Origin of the sequence: Inquilinus sp. KBS0705, from assembly GCA_005938025.2 — a bacterium.
Taxonomy (GTDB): Bacteria; Bacteroidota; Bacteroidia; order Sphingobacteriales; family Sphingobacteriaceae; genus Mucilaginibacter.
Map to the genome: position 1 here is coordinate 123,337 of VCCI02000002.1, position 23,786 is coordinate 147,122.

At 42.3% G+C, this 23,786-nt stretch carries 28 protein-coding genes; 11 read left to right on the top strand and 17 right to left on the bottom strand.

Translation table 11 applies throughout. The annotated features are described in order from the left end of the window. Positions 1-68 precede the first annotated feature (68 nt). The 10 genes from FFF34_011840 to FFF34_011885 form a co-directional block, all read right to left on the bottom strand. Positions 69-440 (bottom strand): NADH-quinone oxidoreductase subunit A, encoded by a 372-nt coding sequence (locus tag FFF34_011840; protein ID TSD64595.1) that lies wholly within the window; start codon positions 438-440, stop codon positions 69-71. Between the two features lie 85 nt (positions 441-525). Then, positions 526-2,235, bottom strand: a complete 1,710-nt coding sequence (locus FFF34_011845) for a hypothetical protein (GenBank protein ID TSD64596.1) — start codon at positions 2,233-2,235, stop codon at positions 526-528. A gap of 21 nt (positions 2,236-2,256) precedes the next feature. Continuing rightward, a complete protein-coding gene (locus FFF34_011850; GenBank protein TSD64597.1) occupies positions 2,257-3,183 on the bottom strand; it encodes a phosphate ABC transporter substrate-binding protein in 927 nt (308 codons plus the stop codon). After that, positions 3,173-3,403 carry a hypothetical protein gene (locus tag FFF34_011855; GenBank protein ID TSD64598.1) on the bottom strand — a complete coding sequence of 77 codons (231 nt, stop codon included), beginning with the start codon at positions 3,401-3,403 and terminating at the stop codon, positions 3,173-3,175. The genes FFF34_011850 and FFF34_011855 overlap by 11 nt, the downstream gene beginning before the upstream one ends. A 7-nt stretch (positions 3,404-3,410) precedes the next feature. Continuing rightward, a complete protein-coding gene (locus FFF34_011860) occupies positions 3,411-4,235 on the bottom strand; it encodes an energy transducer TonB (GenBank protein ID TSD64599.1) in 825 nt (274 codons plus the stop codon). A gap of 31 nt (positions 4,236-4,266) precedes the next feature. Further along, positions 4,267-4,800: a biopolymer transporter ExbD gene (locus tag FFF34_011865; GenBank protein ID TSD64600.1), complete on the bottom strand. Its 534-nt coding sequence runs from the start codon at positions 4,798-4,800 to the stop codon at positions 4,267-4,269. Between the two features lie 5 nt (positions 4,801-4,805). Then, positions 4,806-5,423, bottom strand: a complete 618-nt coding sequence (locus FFF34_011870) for a biopolymer transporter ExbD (protein TSD64601.1) — start codon at positions 5,421-5,423, stop codon at positions 4,806-4,808. Between the two features lie 92 nt (positions 5,424-5,515). Next, positions 5,516-6,355, bottom strand: a complete 840-nt coding sequence (locus FFF34_011875) for a MotA/TolQ/ExbB proton channel family protein (protein TSD64602.1) — start codon at positions 6,353-6,355, stop codon at positions 5,516-5,518. A 409-nt stretch (positions 6,356-6,764) separates the two neighbouring features. Then, positions 6,765-7,100, bottom strand: coding sequence for a translation initiation factor (locus FFF34_011880; GenBank protein ID TSD64603.1), 336 nt, complete (start codon positions 7,098-7,100; stop codon positions 6,765-6,767). 6 nt (positions 7,101-7,106) lie between these two features. Further along, positions 7,107-7,997 (bottom strand): diacylglycerol kinase family lipid kinase, encoded by an 891-nt coding sequence (locus tag FFF34_011885; protein TSD64604.1) that lies wholly within the window; start codon positions 7,995-7,997, stop codon positions 7,107-7,109. Between the two features lie 206 nt (positions 7,998-8,203). On the opposite strand from FFF34_011885, the gene FFF34_011890 reads away from it, so the two are divergent. Next, entirely contained in the window at positions 8,204-9,454 is a 1,251-nt protein-coding gene (locus FFF34_011890; protein ID TSD64605.1) for a methionine adenosyltransferase, read from the top strand. 38 nt (positions 9,455-9,492) lie between these two features. On the opposite strand, the gene FFF34_011895 is transcribed toward FFF34_011890, so the two are convergent. Next, positions 9,493-10,119: a hypothetical protein gene (locus FFF34_011895; protein TSD64606.1), complete on the bottom strand. Its 627-nt coding sequence runs from the start codon at positions 10,117-10,119 to the stop codon at positions 9,493-9,495. Between the two features lie 109 nt (positions 10,120-10,228). On the opposite strand from FFF34_011895, the gene FFF34_011900 reads away from it, so the two are divergent. Genes FFF34_011900 through FFF34_011910 form a run of 3 tightly spaced genes read left to right on the top strand, consistent with a single transcriptional unit; the run spans position 10,229 to position 12,542 of the window. Then, on the top strand, positions 10,229-11,167 hold the full coding sequence (locus FFF34_011900; protein TSD64607.1) for an EamA family transporter: 939 nt from the start codon (positions 10,229-10,231) through the stop codon (positions 11,165-11,167). Positions 11,168-11,205: 38 nt separating this feature from the next. Beyond that, positions 11,206-11,766 carry an NUDIX hydrolase gene (locus FFF34_011905; protein TSD64608.1) on the top strand — a complete coding sequence of 187 codons (561 nt, stop codon included), beginning with the start codon at positions 11,206-11,208 and terminating at the stop codon, positions 11,764-11,766. Positions 11,767-11,810: 44 nt separating this feature from the next. Then, positions 11,811-12,542 carry a 1-acyl-sn-glycerol-3-phosphate acyltransferase gene (locus FFF34_011910; protein TSD64609.1) on the top strand — a complete coding sequence of 244 codons (732 nt, stop codon included), beginning with the start codon at positions 11,811-11,813 and terminating at the stop codon, positions 12,540-12,542. A 118-nt stretch (positions 12,543-12,660) separates the two neighbouring features. On the opposite strand, the gene FFF34_011915 is transcribed toward FFF34_011910, so the two are convergent. Continuing rightward, complete coding sequence (locus FFF34_011915; GenBank protein ID TSD64610.1) at positions 12,661-13,512, bottom strand: metalloprotease; 852 nt, start codon at positions 13,510-13,512, stop codon at positions 12,661-12,663. 236 nt (positions 13,513-13,748) lie between these two features. On the opposite strand from FFF34_011915, the gene FFF34_011920 reads away from it, so the two are divergent. Continuing rightward, positions 13,749-14,453, top strand: a complete 705-nt coding sequence (locus FFF34_011920; GenBank protein ID TSD64611.1) for a hypothetical protein — start codon at positions 13,749-13,751, stop codon at positions 14,451-14,453. Positions 14,454-14,457: 4 nt separating this feature from the next. After that, positions 14,458-14,859, top strand: coding sequence for a hypothetical protein (locus tag FFF34_011925; GenBank protein ID TSD64612.1), 402 nt, complete (start codon positions 14,458-14,460; stop codon positions 14,857-14,859). 92 nt (positions 14,860-14,951) lie between these two features. On the opposite strand, the gene FFF34_011930 is transcribed toward FFF34_011925, so the two are convergent. The 3 genes from FFF34_011930 to FFF34_011940 form a co-directional block, all read right to left on the bottom strand. After that, on the bottom strand, positions 14,952-16,265 hold the full coding sequence (locus FFF34_011930) for a M20/M25/M40 family metallo-hydrolase (protein ID TSD64613.1): 1,314 nt from the start codon (positions 16,263-16,265) through the stop codon (positions 14,952-14,954). A 2-nt stretch (positions 16,266-16,267) separates the two neighbouring features. Next, complete coding sequence (locus tag FFF34_011935) at positions 16,268-18,112, bottom strand: M61 family metallopeptidase (GenBank protein TSD64614.1); 1,845 nt, start codon at positions 18,110-18,112, stop codon at positions 16,268-16,270. A 177-nt stretch (positions 18,113-18,289) separates the two neighbouring features. Beyond that, positions 18,290-19,408 (bottom strand): DUF4407 domain-containing protein, encoded by a 1,119-nt coding sequence (locus tag FFF34_011940; protein TSD64615.1) that lies wholly within the window; start codon positions 19,406-19,408, stop codon positions 18,290-18,292. Between the two features lie 122 nt (positions 19,409-19,530). Between FFF34_011940 and FFF34_011945 the strand changes: the two genes are divergently transcribed. From FFF34_011945 to FFF34_011965, 5 genes are all read left to right on the top strand, one after another. Further along, on the top strand, positions 19,531-19,845 hold the full coding sequence (locus FFF34_011945) for a rhodanese-like domain-containing protein (protein TSD64616.1): 315 nt from the start codon (positions 19,531-19,533) through the stop codon (positions 19,843-19,845). A 1-nt stretch (position 19,846) separates the two neighbouring features. Continuing rightward, complete coding sequence (locus FFF34_011950) at positions 19,847-20,035, top strand: hypothetical protein (protein TSD64617.1); 189 nt, start codon at positions 19,847-19,849, stop codon at positions 20,033-20,035. A gap of 63 nt (positions 20,036-20,098) precedes the next feature. After that, positions 20,099-21,004 carry a prohibitin family protein gene (locus FFF34_011955; protein ID TSD64618.1) on the top strand — a complete coding sequence of 302 codons (906 nt, stop codon included), beginning with the start codon at positions 20,099-20,101 and terminating at the stop codon, positions 21,002-21,004. A 25-nt stretch (positions 21,005-21,029) separates the two neighbouring features. Beyond that, entirely contained in the window at positions 21,030-21,332 is a 303-nt protein-coding gene (locus tag FFF34_011960) for a nucleotidyltransferase (protein ID TSD64619.1), read from the top strand. Continuing rightward, the gene (locus FFF34_011965) at positions 21,322-21,657 is read left to right on the top strand and encodes a DUF86 domain-containing protein (GenBank protein TSD64620.1); all 336 of its coding nucleotides are present in this window, start codon (positions 21,322-21,324) and stop codon (positions 21,655-21,657) included. The genes FFF34_011960 and FFF34_011965 overlap by 11 nt, the downstream gene beginning before the upstream one ends. 2 nt (positions 21,658-21,659) lie before the next feature. Here the strand turns inward: FFF34_011965 and FFF34_011970 are convergent, their stop codons facing one another. Together FFF34_011970 and FFF34_011975 are read right to left on the bottom strand one after the other, a co-directional pair. Next, entirely contained in the window at positions 21,660-22,523 is an 864-nt protein-coding gene (locus FFF34_011970; GenBank protein ID TSD64621.1) for a DUF1080 domain-containing protein, read from the bottom strand. Positions 22,524-22,546: 23 nt separating this feature from the next. Next, the gene (locus FFF34_011975) at positions 22,547-23,779 is read right to left on the bottom strand and encodes a glycoside hydrolase family 5 protein (protein ID TSD64622.1); all 1,233 of its coding nucleotides are present in this window, start codon (positions 23,777-23,779) and stop codon (positions 22,547-22,549) included. Between the last annotated feature and the right edge of the window lie 7 nt (positions 23,780-23,786).

Sequence of the window (23,786 nt, forward strand, 5' to 3'; positions counted from 1 at the left end):
TTTACAACAAATACGTTGTAACAAATACACTAATGAAGAGCAGGAAACGTATTTAGAATTAATCTAAACTAATCCCAGTCTAAGGCCTTTTTCTTTATAATATATATAAAGCCTAATAGTAATGTTCCCATAAAAATAAACATCTCTATCATCCCGGTTTTACCCAAATCGCGAAAGTTTACCGCCCAGGGATACATAAAAATCACCTCTACATCAAATAACACAAATAATATAGCTACCAGGAAGTATTTGATAGACATTGGCGTGCGGGCGTTACCCACCACCTCGATACCCGATTCAAAAGGGGTTAACTTGTCTTTGGTAACCCTTTTAGGCCCAATTTTATGGGTAACAAACATTGTGGTTACTACAAACCCTATTGCCACCAGCATTTGAAAAATGATGGGCAAATAATTTACCGGTAAACTTTGTACTTCCATGGTGCAAATATACAAATGAGCGAACAATAAAAAAGGCCTCTTTTTACAAGAGGCCTTTGATATAGCTTTAATAATTTATTAAACTTTATTTACTTTTTGCGCCGCCTTTGCGTGCAAAGTAGGCAGTAGCCGATCTGTTAGCAGGGTCATATTCCCTTGCCTTGGTATAATTTTCGGCGGCTTTAGCGTCGTCTTTTTCTTTAAACTCGTAGTACACACCTAAGTAGGCATATGCTTCAGCCATAAAAGACTTCTCGGCATCTGTAACGCCTTTTTCTGTTTGCAACTGTATGTATTGCTCGTAGTATGGCTTAGCTAAACCTTTAGATGTATTTCTATCAGGTTCTTTAAAGTCGTTAACACGTGCCTGGTACAAGGCCACAATTGCTATTGGCTTGCTTGCTTTTTGCTGAATGTAGCTAAAAGCGCTATCTGCTTTAACTAATAATGTTGTATCGGCAACCGGCTTTGGTTTGGCTGTGCTAAAATACTGATCTGTAAAGGCCTTGTAATAACTCATACCTTCTGATAAGTAATCATTCAGCGTAGCTTTACGAGATTTGCTAATAAACGTTTTATAAGCATCACCGGCTTCAACATATTTCTTTTTAGTGTATAATGTTTTTGCTATCTCGCCATATACATCAGCTTGCGTTGTATCAAGTGTTAAGGCTTTTCTTAAGGTATTAATACCCGCAGAATCTTGCCCTGTAGCTACTTGTAAACGGCCTAAGTAAATATAATCACGTGGAATTACACGTTTAGGGTCTGCTTTAGTTACCCAGGTATTCATTGCGGTTAAGCCTGCAGCATAATCCTTGTTTTCATATGCTGAATAACCTAAATAACGGTATACTTTTAAATTGCTATTTGCTGCAGAAGACAACGCTGATGCTTCAGTTTGCAATGCCTTGTAATCACCTGACAATAGCAAGAAATCGGCAAAACGCAAACGAGACTCTATAGACATATCTGTTAATGACAGATATTTACGATACTGATCTGTAGCTTCTTTAATTTTAGCAGACGCCATTTTAGGATCGCTAAACGCCCAGCGTACATCAGTTTCTGCCCATTCACGGTAAGCAGGGCCATAGTTAGGGTCAAGTGCCAATGCGGCTTTGTACTCTCTTTCCGAGTCTTCAAAGTTGTTGGCGTATTTCCATATAACACCGGTAGCTACTTTAGCATGAGCCAGTTTCGGATCAAGATCCAAAGCTGCCTGGTAGTTGCCTAATGCATCGGTGTTTTTACTTTGTGTGCGTAAAGCATCGCCTAAAGCTACCAATAGCTCGGCATCTTTAGGGTTTACGGCTTTCCCTTTATTTAATACCGCTATAGCAGCATTAGCATCGGCTGGCGAAACCATACCGTTGGCATCAGCATTTAATAAATAGCTGCGGCCAACATATACATAGGGTTTACTATCCTTACCTGCTAACGCAACTGCCTGGTTAAAGTTAGTAGTAGCGGTGTTTTTATCTTTATCCACAAAGGCAGCCGCACCTAAACCTGCATAATTTAAAGCTGATTTAGGGTTTACTGCAATTCCTTTTTGAAAAACTGCTTTTGCCGAATCGGGATAATCCTGAAGGATATACACCCAACCCAGGTAAAAAAAGTTTTCGTCCTTATTTGCCTGTGTAACTGTCAAATTTTTAAGCATCGATTTAGCTTTCTGGTATTGCTCAGCATCAATCGCTTTTTTGGCGTCGGCCAAACTTTGCGCAAAAACTGATGAACCCACAAATACCAGCGCTAATATTAATTTACTTATCTTACTGATCATTTTCATCTTAGTTTTATATAAATATAGTTAGTGTACAATGTTTATTTCTCTTGGGGGGATAGAATCAGGCAATAAACCCGATTTTAATATGATCCTTTGCCCCCGTTCACTTGCCAAAAACGATGCGAAACCCGCACCTAACCCCTTTGTGCCTGTACAATCAATTATGTACAATGACCTACTTAGCGGGTATGTATGTTGGACAAGCGTAGTCTGCGAAGGTTTAAAGTACTGGTTAGGCACTTTTTTATTACCCTCATCCTTAACGCCAACAATTTTAACTTTATCAACGGCTGCAGCATAATCGCTATCAGGATCGTTAAGCCAGTTAAAACCCACAATGCCAATTGCATCCGGGTGCCCGCTAACATATTTTATTACTTCTTTACTTGATTTTAAAGCGTAAATATTTTTCTGTTTTAGATCAATACTTCCGCTTAACTGCTTCAAATATCTTACCAAACTTGAGTTTGGGTTATCAAATACTATGCTTTTGTCGGCTTTTGCCCCGCCGTTAAGCATCTTCTTTATTTCATTTACCGTAATAGTTGTATCGTTTGATGCCTGATTTACTATAATTGCTACAGCATCAACCGCAAATTTTACTATGTCGGCCGGCAGTGTACGCCTTTTAAACAAGTTTACTTCTGCCGTATCCAGCGGGCGAGATAATATAGCTACTCTAACACTATCATTTAGCAGCATGCTTACTGCCTCTGCTTCTGTTTTATAACTTAATACCGGCTTAGCATCCGGGTATGCGGCTTTAAACACATACAATTCTTCGTCTATTATCGGCGAGAACGATTCATCTGCTGAAAAATATGCCGTTCCACTGGTAAAACCTCCGGTAGGCGGGCCTTTTTTTATGTTTGTATTGCTTTTTTGCTTACAACTGCCAAACAGCAATACCACAATAAGCATTTGCAATACAATTATTAATTTACTGTTCATCGGGATCCTTTTTTAACAACCGCGAAAAGCGTAAAACTGCGTAGATAATTATAACCAACCCGAATAAGGTTTTTTGCGGCTGGGCGAATTTTATCGGGAATTTATCCCAAAACATGATCATTAAGCCCAATACGCAAAACCCTGCAAATGCAGTAACTCCTAAAATAAGCAAAAACCGCCTTTTGGGCGATTTTTGCTTTTCATTTTTATCTGATAACATCGTTCTGTTATTCTTCTGCCAAGGCAAAGTTTACAGGTATGCTATATTGTACACGTACCGGGCGACCGTTTTGGATGCCTGGCTTCCATTTTGGAGAAGCCTTAAGTACGCGCATTGCTTCCTCATCTGTACCACTGCCTAAGCCACGTACAACTTTAATATCAGTTAAAGAACCATCTCTTTCAACAACGAAGGTTAAAATTACACGTCCTTGCGTGTTATTTTCTCTTGCAATTGCAGGGTAATGGATATTCTTTGAAAGATATTTACCAAATGCAGACTCACCACCCGGGAAAGTTGGCTGTTGCTCAACCGCTGTAAAAATTTGGTTAGGGTTTTCCTCAACCACTTGTTTTACATCCGAGTTACCAACTGGCTCATCAATCCTGATATCGGCGTTAGGGTCACCTTTCTGGTCTTTTTGACCAGGGTCGGCAACTTTTAACTCTTCTACCGTTGGCGGATCTTTTTCCTGCACCTCGTTATCCGGTTTTACAACCGGAGGAGGGAAACGCACCTGGTCTATTTTCGGTTTAGGTGGTTCCGGTGGGGGTGGAGGTGGTTTTTTTGTTTCATCCACTGGAGGCGGAGGTAATACCACTTCGGTAACCTTTACCTTCTCATCAGCTTTCGGAATGAATCCCTCAATCTTATTGAGGATTGTTTTAAAGGAAATAAGAAACACAAACACTGCAACACCTATAATAAGGGCCCTGTTGGTATGACGAGGGTTTTCCTTTCTTAATTCGTATGCACCATATGCTTTGTTACGGCCTGTAAAAACAACGTCGATCCACTGCTGGTTTAGTATGTCTAATTTTGATCCAAACATTATCTTCTAACGTTAATTTACTTTTAATAATTTAATAGTTTCCGTCACGCTTAAGCAATTCAAGCTCTGCTGGTAAAATGTCTACAATAGCGTACGATTGTATGTTCACTATTTTCATCTCATCCAAAACATCAACCAAATTCTTATAGTTTGATTTATCACTTGGCTTAATAAGCACTACCAGGAATTTACCTGTTGTTTGTTGTACTTCCTTACTTTTTTCGATAAGGGTTTTACGTATGCCATTTTTACCGTAATTATCGGTGGTCGGCTGCGATTTACCAGGCTCTCCTATAAACCATTCCAATTTATTGTTAGCACCTAACAATATGGTCATCGATCGTGATGCAGCAACAGGCTTTTGATCCTTGGTTTGCTCATCCTTATCGGGCATGGTTACATCCATAGCCTTAGGTTTAGATAGCGTAGTGGTAAGCATGAAGAAGGTGATCAATAAGAAGGCCAGATCCACCATCGCGGTTAAATCCACGCGTGTAGAGGCTTTCTTACTTCTTACTTTCCCGCCTTTTTTTCCCCCGCCGGAGGAGGTGTCTAATTCTGCCATTTCTGTTATTTTTTAGGTACAGCTCTAATCGTTGTAATTAGACTAAACTTGTCAATTTTTTGTTTCTGAAGCACGGCTATCAATGTTTTAATAGTTGGGTACTCCTCTTTGTTATCACCTTTTATAGATATCCTTAACGCTTTATTGTGTAAAGCTACGTCGGCTTTGCGCGCTTCGCGTATCCAGTCGGCTAATTCGTTGTTAGCAGTAGTATCCATAGGGATACCTGGTTGCTTAAACTCCTTTTTCTGTCCGGCATCTAAAGCAAGGAAGCCTTTAAGCTGACTCATAGGCACACCAAAAATTGGCGTTCCGGAGAATTTTGTTTGCTCTTCGGGTGTAAACGGGATATTGTACTTCTGGCCCATTTGTATAAGCGTTTGTTTACGAATATCATTACCATCTACCGTAAAGAACACCTTTTTTTGCGCAACTGTTAGCAGCAATACGTTATCATCAGGTATTGGCTGCATAATTGACGAAGCAGGTATATCTACCGGCACAGGATCTTCTGTGCGGGGTTTGGCTGTTAATATGAAGAAAGTAAGCAGCAGGAAAGCTACGTCGCACATGGCGGTCATATCTATCGAGGTGCTCTTTCTTGCAACTTTTACTCTTGGCATATTGTTCTTTTTTAAAATATATAATGTAAAGATAGTTAATTATCCCAATTATATTCTGTTATAACGGGAAAACACGCACTAATATTTTACGATTATTTATTTTTATGTGATGCAGCGAATGTTTGAACAATGCTGAAACCAGTTTCGTCAATAGCGTAAGTCAGTTTATCAATTTTTGAAGTGAACAAGTTGTACATTACAATTGATATAGCTGAAGTACCGATACCTAATGCAGTATTGATAAGTGCCTCAGAGATACTGTTTGATAATGCTGCCTGGTTTGGAGCACCCGATGCTGCTAACTCGCCGAAGGCCTTGATCATCCCGATTACTGTACCTAATAGACCGGTTAATGTACCGATAGATACCAAAGTAGCGATAATGGTTAAGTTTTGCTCTAACATAGGCATCTCTAAAGCTGTTGCTTCTTCAATGTCTTTTTGGATAGCTAATGTTTTTTGATCAACATCCAGGTTAGGCTCTGCTTCCATTTCGCGGTATTTTTTCAAACCTGATTTGATAACGTTTGCAACTGAACCTTTTTGTTTGTCGCACTCTGCGCTTGCAGCGTCGATGTTACCTGCGTTAAGAAAAGATTGGATCTTTCTAACAAATGCATCTACGTTTCCAGTACCTGATGCTTTACCAATAACTACAAACCTTTCGATTGAAAATACGATAACCATTAACAGGTACGACATGATGATAGGTACAATTACCCCACCTTTGTGTACAGTACCGAATAGATCGCCTGGGTTTGGCTCATTTGCCGGGTCGCCACCTTTGTAGTGACTTGGATCGCCTAAGATGAATATGAAAATACAAATTGCCACTACAATACAGATTGGAATGGTCAAAGATGCAAATGCGCCGGATGCACTTGAGCTTTCTTTTTTAACAGTAGTAGTTGGTTTTGTTGGTGCGTTTGCCATTACTTTTTAATTTTTAGTTTTCGTTTTGTTTATAATATAAGTTAATAAAAATGTGTGCGTATTAAGCGAATAACAAAAATAGAATTTAAATGAATTAAAAAAACTATTTCAGCAATTCTTTATAATAATTTAATATACAGCCCTTATCGTTTTGTAAATTGGTGAATACATAACGCTTTTAAGCAGAAAAATTGTCTTAGTGACAGACAATTTTTTACAATAAAACTTAATTTTTTTAATAATAGCAAACGGAAACTTATAAAAAGTGTGTAACTATAATGATATAGATGCGTCTAAGAACACCATTGTTACGCTAAGTTGGTTGTTATTAATTGCTATTTAAACCGCGTAATGTGCATCCCTGCAAGTTGTTAACCTGCTTTTGCCACTGTTATCCTGGTTAATTATATTACCCTCCGGCTTTTTTTGCCTTGTACCCTTCGGTGTGCAGTATGGTTAAAATTTTGTCCCTAAAATCACCCTGTAATAATATTTCGCCCTCTTTTACAGACCCACCTACGCCACATTTGGTTTTTAGTTTTTTCCCTAAAGCTTCAATATCTGCAACACTGCCTATAAACCCCGAGATACGGGTTACGAGTTTATTCCCTTTTATACGATCAAGGAATATTTTTAAGTTTTGCTGCTGCGGGGGCAGCGTTTGTTGCTCAGTGTCCGCTTCTACCTGATATTTAAAATCAGGGTCTGTAGAGTACATTATGCCGGTAAAGTTTTTCTTTGCCATTGGTTATTACTTTTTATAAGTATCGCCAACCATAACTTTTAGTGCGCCGGGTTGTATTTCTATATCAATATTAATCCCGGCTTCGCGTGGCTCGCCATCTAAATGTATAGGCCCCGGCTGTGTTCTGGTAATGGCTACTGTTTTCCCTTTTATTATTTGTACAAATTTAGAGCTTTCGCTTGTCTTGGTAAACATCCGCAAACCCATTTCGGGGAAGCGCCATAGCGGGAACGGCTTGATAATACATATATCAAGCAGCCCATCCTGTACAGATGCTGTGGGCGATATATGTGCGTTGTTACCATATTGGGATGAATTGGCTATACTAAGCATAAATGCCTCGCGCTGGTATTGCACCCCATCTATAGTTATATTGTAAGTTTGCGACCGATAGTTGGCTATCTCCTGGAAGGAAGATTTTAGGTAGCTAAAAAAGCCCCGCTTTTTACTTCCATGGGCAAACACATGGCTAATATGTGCATCAAAGCCCATGCCCGCCATATTAAAAAACCATTTGCCATTCATTTTACCGGCGTCGATATCAATAACATGCCCGGTATTTAAAGCCTTTATTGCGCCTTCGGCATTCATTGGCACGCCTAAAAAGCGCGAAAGGCCGTTTCCCGATCCATATGGAATTACCCCTAACACGGTATTGGTACCTGCAATTGCCGATGCCACCTCGTTAACTGTGCCATCGCCGCCCACTGCTATAATTATTTCATAATCGGCAGCGGCATCCCTGGCTACATCGCGGGCGTGCTTTATACCTGTGCTAAAAATAGTTTCGAACTCAAAAATCGAGTGATCGAGGTATTTAGTTATCAGCTCCGGCACACCGTCCTTCTTCTTCCCTCCCGATACCGGGTTTATAATAAATAACGCTTTCCTTTTCAACTATATAGGTTTTCAGCCGTCAAAAGTAAATGTATTTTCGGCTTTGTGAAAAATTGTTTTATTTTTGCCACCCGAAAGTGGACTGATTTACCAGCCGTTATAATAGCGGACGAGATTGCAACCACGTAAAAAAGTGCTAATTCTGCCCCTTTTACAACGTTTCAAAATTTCATACCTTTCGGTTAAACGTTTTATTAAATAATTATATGCCATATTTATTCACTTCAGAATCCGTATCAGAGGGGCACCCGGATAAAGTTGCCGATCAGATATCAGACGCGCTAATTGATAACTTTTTAGCTTTTGACCCCGAATCCAAAGTAGCCTGCGAAACTTTAGTAACTACCGGGCAGGTAATTTTGGCTGGCGAGGTAAAATCTAAAGCTTACTTAGATGTACAAAAGATTGCACGCGAAGTGATCAATAAAATTGGCTATACCAAAGGCGAATACATGTTTGACGGTAGCTCGTGCGGTGTGTTATCTGCCATTCATGAGCAATCGCCCGATATTAACCAGGGTGTTGACCGCCAGGCCAAAGAAGAGCAAGGCGCAGGCGACCAGGGTATGATGTTTGGTTACGCAACCAGCGAAACCGACAATTACATGCCTTTAGCTTTAGATATAGCGCATGCCTTATTAATAGAGCTTGCTGCCATACGCCGCGAAAATACAGACATTAAATACCTGCGCCCCGATGCAAAATCGCAGGTTACGCTTGAATATAGCGACGATAATACACCTACCCGCATTGATGCTATCGTAATATCTACACAACACGATGATTTTGACGAAGAGCAAGCGATGCTTAAAAAGATAAGCAATGATATAATAAGCATACTTATACCACGTGTAAAAGCTAAATATCCTAAATACGCTCACTTTTTTAACAGCGATATTAAATACCACATTAACCCTACCGGTAAATTTGTTATTGGTGGCCCCCATGGCGATACAGGCTTAACCGGCCGTAAAATTATTGTTGATACCTACGGTGGTAAAGGTGCCCACGGTGGCGGTGCATTCTCAGGTAAAGATCCATCAAAGGTTGATAGGTCTGCCGCTTATGCTACACGCCATATTGCTAAAAACCTGGTAGCTGCAGGAGTTTGTAACGAGGTTTTGGTACAGGTATCGTACGCTATAGGTGTAGCACAGCCAATGGGTATTTATGTAAATACTTATGGTACTGCTAAAGTAGGTTTAAATGATGGGGAGATAGCTAAAAAGGTAGAGGCCATATTTAATATGACTCCTTATGCTATTGAAACACGCTTTAAATTGCGTAACCCAATATACAGCGAAACCGCTGCTTACGGCCACTTTGGTAAGCCAAGTATTACAGTTACTAAAACCTTTAATGCGCACGACGGCAGCAAACTCGAACGCGAAGTAGAACTGTTCACCTGGGAAAAGCTGGACTTTGTAGATAAAGTTAAAGCCGAATTTGGTTTATAAGAATAAAAGAAAGCCTTCTTAAATTCAGAAGGCTTTTTTTATGCGTTACTCTTTTTGGCTTTCATACGGTGATAGTAGCGCGTGGCCTTATCTACACTACCACATTCTAACGGGTTACACCAACGCCGGCTATGGGTACGGCTTTTATCTAAAAACAACCACCCGCAAGCAGAGCATTCTTTTACATATTTTGATTCGGGCGCTGCTAATATATCATAGGCCGATTTCATCACCTGCCATAATGGTGCAGCCAGATCATTATCATCATTTCGCCAGCTTTGTTGTAAACCATTCTTACTGTTCACAAACATCAAATGCTGCAAAGCTTCGCTTAGTAACAGGTTAAAGCCATTTAAAAGCTCAGCTTCAATAGCCATACCCGCTGCCTTGGCCGAAAAGAACTTATATAATAACTCCCGCGCTAATAAAACGTGATGATAGGCGCTTATTGCCCTTGCCGGCGATTGCATTGCAATTGTCTCAAAAACCTTTGCCTCGTCGGGGCTTATAAGGTTTAGCTTTATGCTCCATTCTAAAAAAGCCTCATAACCCGGCAGGTACTCATGAAAGACCGGCTTTTTACGGGTTTGTACGGTATTAACAAAGTCGAGGCATAATAATCCGCCATCCAGCGGTAAATTACTTATATTCCTTTCTTTACTCATACCGTAACAAATCTAATAAATTTTTTACTGCCAAAAATAGTTTAGATAGTAAAAACCATTTAATTTTACTACCGTTATCAATTATGATAGTAAAGTAAATTGTTGAATTATGAAAATTAAACCAACAGCATCGCCCTTATTAGTAGCATTCGCTTTTTTCAGCATCTACATCGTTTGGGGGTCAACGTATTTAGCGGTTGCCTATACTTTAAAAAGCTTTCCGCCATTTATAATGGTTAGCATACGTTATTTAGTTGCGGGTATATTAATGCTGGCCTGGTGCATGCTTAAAAGCGAGCAATTGCCCGAAAGAAAACTGATCATCCGCCATTCTTTAAGCGGGATAATGATGCTGGTTGGCGGCACAGGTATGATAGCCTGGGCCGAGCAATACATCAGTTCGGGCCAGGCGGCCATATTGGTAGCTACCGAACCATTGATATTTTTACTGATAGATAAAAAACGCTGGCCTGAATATTTTTCTAACAAATTTATTATCAGTGGCTTGCTTATCGGCTTTACCGGCATATTCCTGTTTTTAAAACTGGGCGTTGCCGAGGCCAACCCATCGCCCATGGCTACTATTGCCAGTATAGTGATATTATTTAGCGCCGTGTTATGGGTGTTGGGGTCGCTTATTACTAAAGATAGTAAAGGCAACAGCTCTGCCACCATGAATGCGGGAATACAGCTACTGGCCTCAGGTTTAGCAAGCGGCATTGTGGCCCTTTGTAAAAGCGAACAGGTGGGTTTCTCATTTAAAAATGTAACTCCCGAGGCCTGGGGTGGTGTTATCTTTTTAATCATAATGGGTTCGCTGGTAGCCTACCTATCGTTTATATGGCTTATAACCATTAAGCCACCGGCTATTGTAAGCACACATACTTATGTAAACCCTGTTGTAGCGGTATTTTTAGGCTGGCTGATGATAAATGAAAGTGTTAATACGGCGCAATTAATAAGCCTTATCATCATATTAGCGGGTATATTGCTGGTTAATGCGCCGGGCTACCTTAAAAGAAAAGACTTAGCCCGCGAAAGCACTTAGAGCCTTTTTCATTATCAAATTTGAATTATATTTACCCTATGGACAACCCGACAGATAACCCCTGGAAAATACTTTCAGAAAAAGAAATTTACGATAACCCATGGATAAATGTAACCGAATACCAAGTGATCAATCCATCGGGCAATCCGGGTATTTATGGGCAGGTGCATTACAAAAACATAGCTATAGGTGTGCTACCTTTAGATGATGACATGAATACCTATCTGGTTGGGCAATACCGCTTTACGCTTAACCAATATAGCTGGGAGTTGCCCGAAGGCGGCGGTGTTATTGGTGTCGATCCGATAGAATCGGCTAAAAGGGAGTTACTGGAAGAAACTGGCTTAAAGGCATCCAAATGGACGGAGATACAACGTATGCACCTTTCTAACTCGGTTAGTGACGAGTTTTGTATACTTTACGTAGCCCGCGGATTACAGCAGTTTGAAGCCGAACCTGAAGATACAGAGCAGCTTATTGTTAAAAAAGTACCTTTTGACGAGGTTTACCGCATGGTTTGCGCCGGCGAAATAACCGACTCGCTGGCTGTGGCCGCCGTACTAAAAGTGCGCCTGATGCAAATAGAGAACACATTATAACCTGTTTTTATCATTTTCTTAAAAAAGCCTAAATTTGCAGGCCAATGAAAAAGTTTTTAGGCTATATCCTGTCGCCAGTTGCCATTTTTGCATTTTTTATGCTACTGGTTATCTTTCATCCTATACAGTGGCTTACGCTTAAGCTTGGTGGCTATAGTGCCCATAAGCGCTGTGTAGATATCCTTAACTTCTTTTTGGTGAAAACCGCCTATATACTAGGCAACAGCGTTAATTTTATCAATAACCAAAACCTGCCTGCAGGCCGCCCGATCATATTTATTGCCAACCACCAAAGCCTTTTTGATATCCCCCCTATGATATACTACCTGCGCAGGTACCACGCCAAGTTCATATCAAAAGTGGAGTTAACTAAGGGAATTCCCTCTATATCATATAACTTAAGGCATGGCGGCGGTGCTAATATAGACCGCAAGGACCCGCGGCAGAGCATTACCGAACTGGTTAAATTTGCCACCCGCATGAAGGATAACAACTGGTCGGCGATGATATTTCCAGAGGGGACCAGATCAAAGGATGGGCATGTAAAACCCTTCCAATCGGCTGGAATAGCCACTTTATTGAAGAAATGCCCCAACGCACTGTTGGTTCCTATAGCTATAAAAGACTCGTGGAAGATGATACAATACGGCATGTACCCGCTAAATACCTTTACCCCCATGACCTGGGAAGTGTTAGAACCTATTGAACCCGGTACCGGAACGGTTGAAGAATTAGTAGCCGAAATTGAGCGCCGAATTAGAGCAAAAATCGATTGATCTATATTCCACGTTATAGCGGAATATTTTCCATTTTTTCGCTTTAATGGCCAAATCTTTCTCTTTTTTTCGTTTTAATTCGTTTGGGCTATTTTGTTAAAATAGCAATATTTTTTTGCTATTCCAAATCTGCGGCGGCAAAAGTGTTGCCTTGTTTTACGTCGCCGGTTTCGTAACCCTTCTTAAACCAGTACATGCGCTGGGCGCTGGTGCCGTGGGTAAAGCTATCCGGAGTAACCCTTCCCTGGTACTCCTGCTGCAAGCGGTCGTCGCCAATTTGGTGGGCAGCGTTAAGGGCCTCCTCTATATCTCCCGGGTCCAGTACGTTTTTCAGATTCTTTTCGTAATAGGCCCAAACACCGGCATAAAAGTCGGCTTGCAGTTCCAGCTTTACCGATAGCTTATTATATTCCGACTCGCTGAGCTGATTACGCGCCTCTTCCATTTTGGCGGATACGCCAAGCAGGTCCTGCACATGGTGGCCAACCTCGTGGGCTATAACGTAGGCCTGGGCAAAGTCACCGGCTGCGCCAAATTTCTCTTTTAATTCATCAAAAAAGGCGACATCTATATATACCTTCTGATCGCCGGGGCAATAGAAAGGGCCGCTGGCCGATTGCGCCTGGCCGCAGGCAGTGGTTACGCCGCCCTCAAAAAAGTGCATGGTAGGCTCCTGGTAGGTGCGGCCCATATCGCTGAATAGCTTGGTCCATACATCCTCAGTATCGGCTAAAACCACACGGGCAAACTTCTTTTGGTCGTTATCCGGCCCGGCCGACTGCGTATTGGCCTGCTGCGGGTTGCCGCCGCCTTGTACCTGGTTAAGCACGGCTGATGGGTCTATCCCGGTAAAAAAGTATATCGCCGCGGCTATAATACCTATAACACCGCCACCAAGGGCCATCCCACGGCCACCGCCGCTGCTGCCTTCTTCTACATTACCGCTTTCGCGCCTGCCAAACCATTGCATAATACTGAGGGATTAGTTTTAGCATTTAACAGTATTTGGTTGAAGATGTTTTGTTGTGGTTGTAAAGGTTGTAAAAGTTATAAAGGTTGAAATTTAAACGCCACAATTTTATGCTATTTGGGTTGAAGATTTTTAAGGGGCGAATAGTGTATGAGTAAATTAGTGTAGCGGTGGTGACACGACCACATGTGGACATTTAAAAGACATTTGTTATTATTCTTTACTATTTTAGTATTATGCTTAAAAAGTTAACCGTACTGTTGCTTTCATCAATATTGTTTATGGCTCAAATGGCGTGTAACCTTAGAAACGAACATACGAAAGAAAAGGCCGTAAAAGAGTTTGAAGGAATAATCACTTACCATGAAATATCTAAAAGTAGCGATGGATTTGTAAATATAGACGATACCGTTCAACTTTTTTACTCGCATGGGAATTACGTTGGTATACATTCAGAGGCATCGTCGGCGCCCCACCTTGTTAGAGATTATTACCTCAAAAGCCAAGCTTTAAGATTATTGCGTTTTAATACCTCTGATACATTGCATCAATTAAATTTAAATTTTCCTATTGAAAAGCTGGATAGTTTTAAAGTAAAAACAATAAACGAAAAAACACTTTCAAGAAAGTGCGAAAGCATAGAGCTCAAAACCAGTTATCCTGAAAAGGATTCCACAACATACACAGATTTTATCTTTACATTTTCAAGAGGTTATCTAAATATTGATAAAGACCACTTCAAAAACTGGAATCTGGGCTTTTTTAATAAAATCGTAAACGAATCCGGTGCCTTTTATTTGAAATTCAAAGCAACCCATTTCGACAGTACACACAAAAAGATATTATCAAGCAAATCGTATGAAGTTATATCTGTGAAAGAACAACCAATCGATCCTAAAATATTCGAAATTGATACTACACTCATTAAATGGGCCAAATAATCAAATGAACAGACGACATAAACTTCTTTTTGTTGGCGTGCTTATAATTGCTTTATTTGATGCGTTCGGCTCGATTGTGTCAAGAGAGGTCAATTTTAATTCTGCATATTTAGCGCCTGTCACTTTTTTGCTTTACGGCACCTTTGGTTTTATCTTAGCTAAATGGTATAATACAAAAACCGGGGTTTTAACAGCCGCCGCTCTTGGCCTTTTTGATTCGACGATCGGTTGGGAAATATCCATGCTGCTAAAACCAAACACAGGGGATATAAAAAATGACCCTTCCTTATCAACTTGGGTTATTACCATAATATTTGTAACCGGTTTGGCGGCGCTTTGTGGATTAATTGGCGCTATGCTGTTAAAAATAACGACAAAGAAACCCTTGTCTAATGATCTAAGCTAATAGCTTCGCTCGCACCATAGCTTAAACAAAAAAGGACCGCAAAGACCTTTCCAACCCTTATAACCTTTTCAACCTCTACAACTATTGCCAACCTACTTCGCCAGCTTCGGTATTCTACTCGGTGTATCGGTGCCGGCTACTATACTGCGCGAGCTTAGGGCTATGGCGCGGATGGTTGCCGTAATGTTGGCTACATCTAACGAGCTAAACTCATCCTTAACGGTATGGTATAGCTTGTCGGTAGGTATTTGGTCGGTGCTAATGGTATGCGCCGGTACGCCTAAAGCGGCTAGCGTGGCGTTATCACTGCGGTAAAATAGGTTTTGCTCCGGGTATGGGTCGGGGTGAAAGGTGAATGCCGTACCTGTTAAATTCTTTTGCAGTATGGTTCCAAAATCTGAACGCTCGTAGCCGGTAATGAAGGCGGTATTAGCGCCAAACTTTGCTTCCTTACCTATCATCTCTATGTTAAACATAGCCACTACCTGGTCGGGGTTCATTTGTTTAGAGAAGTATTGCGAACCAAAGCCGCCTATCTCTTCGGCCGTAAAGGCCACAAATACCAGCGTGCGGGCATTGTTGTTTAATTTTTTGTAATACTTGGCCAGGCTAATCACCGCTGTGGTGCCCGATGCATCATCATCAGCACCGTTGGCAATGCTGTCGCCCTCCATCACCCGTTTGCCGCTTAGTATGCCCAGGTGGTCGTAATGGCCCGAAAACACTACGTATTCGTTCGGCTTTGTTTTGCCGGGGATGATACCTACCACGTTAAACAAAGGCTGCTCGGTTGCCTTGCTTTCGTAATTTACCGTAAGCGATTTTACATCGCCAAACGTACCCATTACAAATACCAGCGCGCCGTCGCTGGCTGCAGCCTTAAAAGAGGTGCCGCCATCTTTATAACGCGCGGCAACCCTCGTAAAAATTTTAGAGAAGCTGGTATCTACCAAAATAAGCAGCTTTTTGTCGCTGTTCATAATAGCGCGGTATTCAGTTATAAAATCTTTACCGGCACTTATGCGCACCACTTCTACGCCATCGGCGGTAGCCCAGTTAAACGATTGCGATGCGCCAATGGCTACATTGCTTGCCGCTACTTCGGTGCCGTTTATAACTACTTTTGAGCTTACCGGCGTAGTTCGCACCATCGAAAAATTTTGGCGGAAACCTTTTGCGCCTGCAAGCGGACTTAACCCCGCCTTTTTAAACTCGCCCTCAATAAAAGTAGCGGCCTTATCAATACCGGGCGTAAAGGTGCCGCGGCCCTGCATATCGTCGGCACTCAAAGTTTTTATAATGCGGCCAACATCTTCCTGGTTTACCAGTTGGTGTACATCCTGGCAAAAGCCGGTTAAGGGGGCCAGCGCTAAAGCGACTATGGCTATAAATGATCTGCTTTTCATAATTATTTTACTTTTGATGATAACCAGCTATTGCGGAAATCCTGTTGTTCTTTTGTTAAATCTTTACCTGCTTTTTCGTTGGTTACCACTTCCAGCGCGGGGCTTTCTTCCAGTGTAATGGTAGCCTCGTGCGCGCCGGTGCGGTTTTTATAACTTACCGCTAACTTATCGCCGGGCTTTTTATCTTTTAGCAGGTCGGTAATATTGGCTGCGGTTTTTATATCGGTACCATCTACCTTTAATATCACATCGCCGGCATCTAAACCCGCTTTGTAAAGCGGCGAGATAGACAATGTTGCCGAAGTGATGGCTAAACCACCACCATCAACCGGCCTGCCCGGTATGCGGCCAAGCCAGCCTTTGCCCGGCTGCGCCTTGCGCAATATAAGGCCCGCTTTTTCAAGCAGGGCGGCATAGTCGTTCTTTTTAATACCGTATATGTAATCGTTAAAAAACTGGGTAGCAAATTTGGGGTTGGTTAGCTTGGCCAATACTGCCTGCAAGTCGGGTATGGTGTAGGCCTTTTCGGGCTTGCCAATGGTTAACCAAACCTGGCGCATATAATCATCAAGCGTTAACTTAAACTCGCTGCGCAGGCGCAGATCAAGCGCCAGGGCGGTAGCGCCGCCATAAAAATAATAGCTGGTAATTACGTTGGCATAGTTGCTGGCATCAATAGATACGCCTGCGTCAGTAAATACCGCGTAGCGGCTCATCATGGTTGGCGGGTATTTGGCAGGCCCCGGCGATACCAGCACCGAATTGATAAGCCCAGCCAGGGTGTTGGTATAGCTGTCTACACTATTTTCGCCGGTACGGGTAAGTATCAGTTCGCCGTAGTATTGGGTAAAGCCTTCGGCAAACCAAAGCTCGTTGCTCATGTTGGCATGCTCAAAGTTAAAGGGCTCTAACGATTTTGGGCGTATGCGCTCCACATTCCAGCTATGAAAAAACTCGTGCGAAAATGTGCCTATCAAATCTTTCTCGTTGCCGGCAATTTTTGGTGCCTGGTCAACAATACAGGTGCTGTTGCGGTGCTCCATCCCGTCGCCAAAATCGCTTGGGTGCACATCATCTAAAAAGGTATAGGTGCCAAAATCGTAGTCGGGCTGCTCGCCAAATACGGCTTTTTCTTCCAGTACTACTTTTTGTACCATCTTGGCAAAATTATCTACGGTAGCCTGGTCGTCATCAGAGTGTACTGCCAGCTTTATCGTTTGTTTTTTGCCATTGGTATTTACCACTTCCCAGCTGCTTTCTTTAATGGCGCTTAGTTCGGTAGGGCTATCCATCATGTATTGCAAGTCGGGGGCGCTGTATACGTTATCACCCTCGTGCTTTAATTGTGTGGCTACTTTCCAGCCGTATTTGTCCAGGTCGTTAAACTCAAACTTTACCGGTTTCTTTTCCATACCCGGCACCCACATAAAGGCGGCGGGCATGTTAAGGTGTGCGTGGCTGCCATCAATACCTACATAGGTACCATCGGCATGGTTACCATACAGGGTATAGCTTACCTTTACAATATCGGGGTGGTCGCCGCTTATCTCGTACACATCGCCTTGTACCTGTGTAATGGTTAAGGGGCTGCCCGCAACATCGGTTGCCTTTACATTGTATATGTTTTTACCAAACTCGTGCGTGGCATAACGCCCCGGCGATGAACGGCTCATGCGTACCATTACCTTACCTACAGATATGCCCGGTATGGTCATGGTAATTTCGGCCTCGTGATGTATGGCGTTGGGGAATGATACCGCATAGTATATGGCATCGCGGTTTTTGGTTTGGGCAAAGCTTGCGGTAGCTGTAAAAGCCGCAGCAGCCAGTAAAAGTAGTTTTTTCATTGAGGGTGATATATCGGCGATGAAATTAACATTTAATCGGTAAAAGTTTAATATCAATTTTGATACGGATGTTCGCCTCATCCCAACCCTTCTCCTTTGGAGAAGGGCTTAAAGACTAATTTTTTTAAAGTCCTCTCCTTTGGAGAGGATTAGGTGAGGCAACCGCCCAACCTCTTATCAATCATAACTATGCCTGCCCAGGTCATATTCCGATTGGCCGGTAATGATCTGCTTTCGCCGCTTTATATCGGCATCCAGGCTATGGTCGTAGGTATCGTCGGTAACCATTATTTCACGCTCTTTGTCGCGTTCGGCAAAGTGGTTATTGGCCTCGGCTGTTTTAGCTATCGCGGTATCATATGGCCCCTTGGGCGACATTAGCTTTACAAACACCGGCAAACACTCAAACAAAATAAACAGGTAGCCTATAAAGGCAATAGCCAGGTAAGTGTCTAAATCGCGGGTGCCGTTATCGTTGTAGGATAGCTGGCCCAGTGCCCAGTTACGGTCGGCAAAGCCGGCAACGTTTGCCAGGCTGTCCAGCTGCTTTTCGGTAAATAGTCGGGTGGCATTCAAGCCTTCATAATCTTTACGGCGGCCCAGGTAATCGTCTAACTGGCCCAGGTTTCCGGTAACCGCCTTCAACCGTTCTTCTTTCTCCTGCAATACCTGCTGCTTTTGCTTGGCATAAGTGCCATAACCGGTTATGCCCGATGTTTGGTTGGTTTTATCGCCAAAAACCTCCTGGTTTAGTTGATAGCGCGAACGGTTAATGTCGCGCTCCAACGAGTCTTTTTCCTTCTTAAGGTCGTTGTTTTTGGTCAGCTCCTGGGCATACTTTTCGTTGTAGGTTTTTTGCAGGGTATCTATTTTGCTATGCTGCCCTTTCAAATAAGCTGTTTTTAGCTTCTGCCTAATTTCTTTATCAAATATCTTCAGCTCCAACGGGCGCGATATCACTACGCCTATCATTATGGCCAACAATATACGTGGCGATGCCTGCAATATTTGGTTGTTAATGCTGCCCTCTTTGTTTATGCTGGATACGATGTAGCGGTCCATGTTAAAAATAGCAGTACCCCAAAGCAGGCCAAACAATATGGCAAAGCCAACGGCAAAGGCGTCGCCGCTAAAAACAAAATACATGGCGTAGCCGCCGGATAGCGACGCGAATAAAGCGGTGAAAAATATGGTGGCACCAATGCCCACATATTTGTTATGTTCTATAGGGTATTTCTTTAATGTATCGATGTGCGCGCCCGAACAAAACCAGAAAAACCGTGTAATTTTTTTCATCAGGTGTTGGTATGTAACTATTTACGTATATAATAAACGCCTATGGGTGCCGATTGTTACAAAACATGCCTAAATATTTGATTAAGAAAAAACATACCTTTGACTAATAATTATATTTAAAAATGAAAGAAGTAAGCGTACAAGAACTAAAAGAGAAATTGGATAAAGGCGAAGATTTTCAATTAATAGATGTTCGCGAGGATTTTGAATACGAAACATCAAACATTGGCGGCCAGCATATACCGCTTGGCGGCATATTAATAGAGGCCGAAAAAATAGCTAAAGATAAACCGGTTGTAGTAATGTGCCGCAGTGGCAAACGCAGCGCGGCGGCAATAATGCAGTTAGAGCAGCAGGGCTATACTAACCTAAGCAACCTTAAGGGCGGTATTTTAGCCTGGCAGGCCGAAATTGACCCCGAAATAAACGTATATTAATATGGGCAAAAAAATAGCGTTGAATGTAGCTTTAAACCTGGGCATATTTTTGGCGGTTTTAATTGGCTACACTGCCCTTGAGCACCAACGGTACGAGTATGTGCTGGCTTGCACATTTATAGCCGTACTGCTAATTGTATTTAAAATAAAACTAATAAAAGGCATACGCAACAGCCAAAAAAACCCTTGATTGTAATAAATCAGGGGTTTTTTGCTCTAATCCCTATAATTTAAACTTAACCCCCAAAACACCATGTTTTTAGTAATTATTGGTATCATTTTGTTATTTGTTGGCAGAGTGGTAAAACGTTCGCCTGAGCCTGCGGGCCGTTTTGGCGGCGCCATTAGCATTGCAGGTATTGCCATAGCTGCTATAGGCTTATTATTTTCGGTATTTAAAACCATCGAGCCGGGCAAGGTGGGTGTACAGGTACTATTTGGCAAGGTGCAAAACGATGTGCTTGAAAGCGGCCTGCACGTTATTAACCCGCTGGTTGATGTTACCCTGTTTAATATACAAACGCAAAACTATACCATGAGCGCCGTACACAGCGAAGGCGATGTACAGGGCGATGATGCCATCAGGGTGCTATCGTCTGACGGGTTGGAGGTGATGGTCGATCTTTCGGTTTTATACAAAGTTGACCCTGCCAAAGCACCATTCATTATGCAAAACATCGGAATGGATTATGTAGACAAGATAGTGCGTACGGTAGCGCGCACCGCCATACGCGATAACGCCGTAGCTTACCCCGCTGTAGACCTGTACTCTACCAAAAGGCAGGAATTTCAAGAAAAGATAAACCGTACCATATCCTTAAGTTTTGCCAAACGCGGCTTAGAATTGCAGCAGATACTGGTTAGAAATATATCGTTACCGGCATCGGTAAGGGCAAGTATCGAATCGAAGATACAGGCCGAGCAGGACGCCCAAAAAATGACCTTCGTTTTGCAGAAGGAGCGCCAGGAAGCCGACCGTAAACGCGTTGAGGCCCAAGGTATTGCGGATTACCAAAAGATATTATCTACCGGCCTGTCTGACAAGCAATTGCAGTACGAAACCATTAAAGCGCAAAAAGAAATAGCACTATCGCCAAACACCAAGGTAATTATTATGGGTAACAGCAAAACACCGGTGATATTGAGTGATAAGAATTAGCCGGAAGTTTATTAACTTTGATATAATGACCGAGTTAAAAGACCATATCGCCCAAATAAAGCTGTTATGTAATTTACATAAGGTGAGGTCTTTATTTGCTTTTGGGTCAGTGACTACCGATAACTTAACCCCGGAAAGCGATATTGATATGGTTGTTGATATTGACAGCAACGACCCGCTTGAATACTCCGATAATTATTTTGCGATAAAGTTTCAGCTTGAGAACATTCTTAAACGTCATATCGACCTATTAGAAGAAAAATCTATAAACAACATTTATCTTAAGAAAAGCATAGATAACACAAAAGTGCTTATTTATGGGCGATGAGGTTAAAACCTGGCTTTGGGATATTAAAAAAGCTATCGTAGAAATAAATACTTTTTTGCCCGACAAAAAAGACTTTTTTACGTTTAAAAAAGATTTAAAAACAAAAAGGGCGATTGAAAGAAATGTTGAGATTATTGGCGAAGCCGCAAATCGCATCATCAAATACCAGCCCGACATTCAAATAACAGACATTAAAAAAATCATCGATACCCGAAACCGTATAATACACGGCTATGATACCGTGTCTGATGATATTATTTGGTCTATTGTGATCAGAAACCTGCCCGTTCTTTTGTTAGAAGTCGAAACATTTTTAAAGGATTAAGCCTACTCAAAATATTGCTTATACTCCGCAGGTATGCCGCTGATGGGTTTTATCATAATGTCTTTATAATATACCTCGGCGGCTTCGCTTTGTAGTTGCAGTTTGCCATGGGTAAGGGGTTTTATTACGTCGCCATCTTTAAAGCGCGAGTTTTGCAGCGCCATTACTACCTTGCCGTTTACAATATGCAGGCTTTTATCGCCATAGGTGATCAATTCTATCTCGTTCCATTCGCCAAGGGGTTTATCCATTTTGGCACCGGCTTCGCAAAAACCACCATTGCCGGTTGCACCGCCCAGGGGCACCCATTTACCCGTTGCGCTAAACTTATAGCTTGAATCTTTTACAGCACGTGCATCCGCCTGTGAGGTTGACTGCGACCAGTAGTCGCCGCTGCTGTTTTCAACCACCTGAAATTCCTGGCTTAGCATCCACGTACGAAAGTACTCTACCCCGCATTTGCCCTGCGAGTGGTATAGCAGGCCGCTGTCTTTTAACTCATCCAACCTCGGCACCCATTTTTTGTTACCCCAACGAAACTTTAGCTTTAGGCGGTAATTGGCAAAATCCTGTTTGGTAAAAATGCAGCCGTATATTTCGCCGGTGATTTTTAAAACGGGCTGCCCGTCCTCCATCACTACCGAGAAAACGTTGTTCTTGTTTACATTATAACCAATAGGTTCAATCAGGTTGCCATTTTCGTCTTTTGGTGGTGCGCCTTTATAGCCCACTTTATGGTAAAAGCTTTGATAGGTTTCCCACTTGCTCAGGTTTTTATCCAACAGGGGTGTCCAGTCGTCGGCGGGTTTAAGCGATGTGCCGGTGAGCAGACATATCGCGCAAAGAATGGTAAACAGGTATTTCATATAGTTAGATCAGTTGTTGTTTTTTACTTAGCAGGTACTTTTAAGCCCAGCGCTTCAATATACCCTTTTTGCGGGATGCAGTTTTCAAACTTGCTGCTTTCTAAAAATGCCCATAGTGCCTTCTTCATTTTTTCGCGGTCTATAGGGCCCACTTTGCGGATATCTTCGAAGCTCGCGCGTGGTTTTTGGGTGTAGGCTATCACATCGTCGTAGCCATCGGGCACGTTAAAACTCATAAAGCCTGCTTTATTATCCAGTTTTTTGTAGGGCCAGTAATGCCAGCCTATGTTGTTCTTTTCGCACAGTATACGGAAATCGTGTACCCATTCGTCTTTGTTCTCGCCGGTTTCGCCAACGTAGATGGGTACATTGTATTTATCGCGGTAATCTATGTATTCCTGTATTACCTCCTGTTTTACGTCGGTCCAGTATTTATGGAAAGTGTAAACGCTTTTGCTGTCAAACGGCTTACCAAACACTTTAAAATTGCTATCCCATTGCGCGCCGCCCAAAAACACCAGGTGGTTTTTATCAACCGACCGCACAGCGGCGGTGAGTTGCTTGTAGGTAGGCTCTAAATGCGGGTTAAGGTCGGCTACATCAAAGTAGTGGGCAATAGGTTCGTTCAGCAGGTCGTACCCCAATATAATACTTTCGTTTTTATAGTGGGCCGCTATCCTGCGCCAAATATCGGCAGCCTGTTTGCGGCTTGCGGCGCTTTTAAATAAAAAAGGGAAGCCGTTGCCATCGTCAATATTATCGCCGGTTTGGCCGCCGGGTGCGCAGTGCATATCCAATATCACATACAGGTTTTCGGCCTTGCACCAGCCAATTACACGGTCGAGCAATTCAAAACCGCGGTTTGGGTTGTTTTGGCCCATATAATCCTCGTTAGTGAACAGCTTATAATGGAACGGTATGCGGATGGAGTTCATCCCTGTTTGCTTTAAAAAATGAATATCAGCTTTGGTAATATAGGTGTCCTGAAATTTACGCCAAAACAGCTTCATCTCTTCGGGACCAACCAATTCGGTCAGCGCTTCGTTTATCAGCCTTTGCGAATTAACGTTTGTAAACTTAAACATATAACCCTCGGGCACCAGCCAGTTGCCTAAATTGGTGCCGCGTATTAAAAACGGTTTGCCATCAACCCCAATAATTTCTTTGCCCTTAACGCCAATAAATTTTGGCGACTGTGCCTGTAAGTTAATTGTACCCGTCAGCAGGATAAGCAGAACAATAAATAGTCTTTTCATATAGGTA

Bases quoted from the DNA above. Each gene is read 5' to 3' on its own strand.
- FFF34_011930 (TSD64613.1), bottom strand. From the start codon at position 16,265: ATGAAAAGCAGATCATTTATAGCCATAGTCGCTTTAGCGCTGGCCCCC.
- FFF34_011905 (TSD64608.1), top strand. From the start codon at position 11,206: ATGGACAACCCGACAGATAACCCCTGGAAAATACTTTCAGAAAAAGAA.
- FFF34_011950 (TSD64617.1), top strand. From the start codon at position 19,847: ATGGGCAAAAAAATAGCGTTGAATGTAGCTTTAAACCTGGGCATATTT.
- FFF34_011915 (TSD64610.1), bottom strand. From the start codon at position 13,512: ATGCAATGGTTTGGCAGGCGCGAAAGCGGTAATGTAGAAGAAGGCAGC.
- FFF34_011875 (TSD64602.1), bottom strand. From the start codon at position 6,355: ATGGCAAACGCACCAACAAAACCAACTACTACTGTTAAAAAAGAAAGC.
- FFF34_011920 (TSD64611.1), top strand. From the start codon at position 13,749: ATGCTTAAAAAGTTAACCGTACTGTTGCTTTCATCAATATTGTTTATG.
- FFF34_011900 (TSD64607.1), top strand. From the start codon at position 10,229: ATGAAAATTAAACCAACAGCATCGCCCTTATTAGTAGCATTCGCTTTT.
- FFF34_011890 (TSD64605.1), top strand. From the start codon at position 8,204: ATGCCATATTTATTCACTTCAGAATCCGTATCAGAGGGGCACCCGGAT.
- FFF34_011860 (TSD64599.1), bottom strand. From the start codon at position 4,235: ATGTTTGGATCAAAATTAGACATACTAAACCAGCAGTGGATCGACGTT.
- FFF34_011970 (TSD64621.1), bottom strand. From the start codon at position 22,523: ATGAAATACCTGTTTACCATTCTTTGCGCGATATGTCTGCTCACCGGC.
- FFF34_011850 (TSD64597.1), bottom strand. From the start codon at position 3,183: ATGAACAGTAAATTAATAATTGTATTGCAAATGCTTATTGTGGTATTG.
- FFF34_011880 (TSD64603.1), bottom strand. From the start codon at position 7,100: ATGGCAAAGAAAAACTTTACCGGCATAATGTACTCTACAGACCCTGAT.
- FFF34_011855 (TSD64598.1), bottom strand. From the start codon at position 3,403: ATGTTATCAGATAAAAATGAAAAGCAAAAATCGCCCAAAAGGCGGTTT.
- FFF34_011960 (TSD64619.1), top strand. From the start codon at position 21,030: ATGACCGAGTTAAAAGACCATATCGCCCAAATAAAGCTGTTATGTAAT.
- FFF34_011845 (TSD64596.1), bottom strand. From the start codon at position 2,235: ATGAAAATGATCAGTAAGATAAGTAAATTAATATTAGCGCTGGTATTT.
- FFF34_011935 (TSD64614.1), bottom strand. From the start codon at position 18,112: ATGAAAAAACTACTTTTACTGGCTGCTGCGGCTTTTACAGCTACCGCA.
- FFF34_011840 (TSD64595.1), bottom strand. From the start codon at position 440: ATGGAAGTACAAAGTTTACCGGTAAATTATTTGCCCATCATTTTTCAA.
- FFF34_011895 (TSD64606.1), bottom strand. From the start codon at position 10,119: ATGAGTAAAGAAAGGAATATAAGTAATTTACCGCTGGATGGCGGATTA.
- FFF34_011945 (TSD64616.1), top strand. From the start codon at position 19,531: ATGAAAGAAGTAAGCGTACAAGAACTAAAAGAGAAATTGGATAAAGGC.
- FFF34_011870 (TSD64601.1), bottom strand. From the start codon at position 5,423: ATGCCAAGAGTAAAAGTTGCAAGAAAGAGCACCTCGATAGATATGACC.
- FFF34_011965 (TSD64620.1), top strand. From the start codon at position 21,322: ATGGGCGATGAGGTTAAAACCTGGCTTTGGGATATTAAAAAAGCTATC.
- FFF34_011865 (TSD64600.1), bottom strand. From the start codon at position 4,800: ATGGCAGAATTAGACACCTCCTCCGGCGGGGGAAAAAAAGGCGGGAAA.
- FFF34_011975 (TSD64622.1), bottom strand. From the start codon at position 23,779: ATGAAAAGACTATTTATTGTTCTGCTTATCCTGCTGACGGGTACAATT.
- FFF34_011925 (TSD64612.1), top strand. From the start codon at position 14,458: ATGAACAGACGACATAAACTTCTTTTTGTTGGCGTGCTTATAATTGCT.
- FFF34_011910 (TSD64609.1), top strand. From the start codon at position 11,811: ATGAAAAAGTTTTTAGGCTATATCCTGTCGCCAGTTGCCATTTTTGCA.
- FFF34_011955 (TSD64618.1), top strand. From the start codon at position 20,099: ATGTTTTTAGTAATTATTGGTATCATTTTGTTATTTGTTGGCAGAGTG.
- FFF34_011940 (TSD64615.1), bottom strand. From the start codon at position 19,408: ATGAAAAAAATTACACGGTTTTTCTGGTTTTGTTCGGGCGCGCACATC.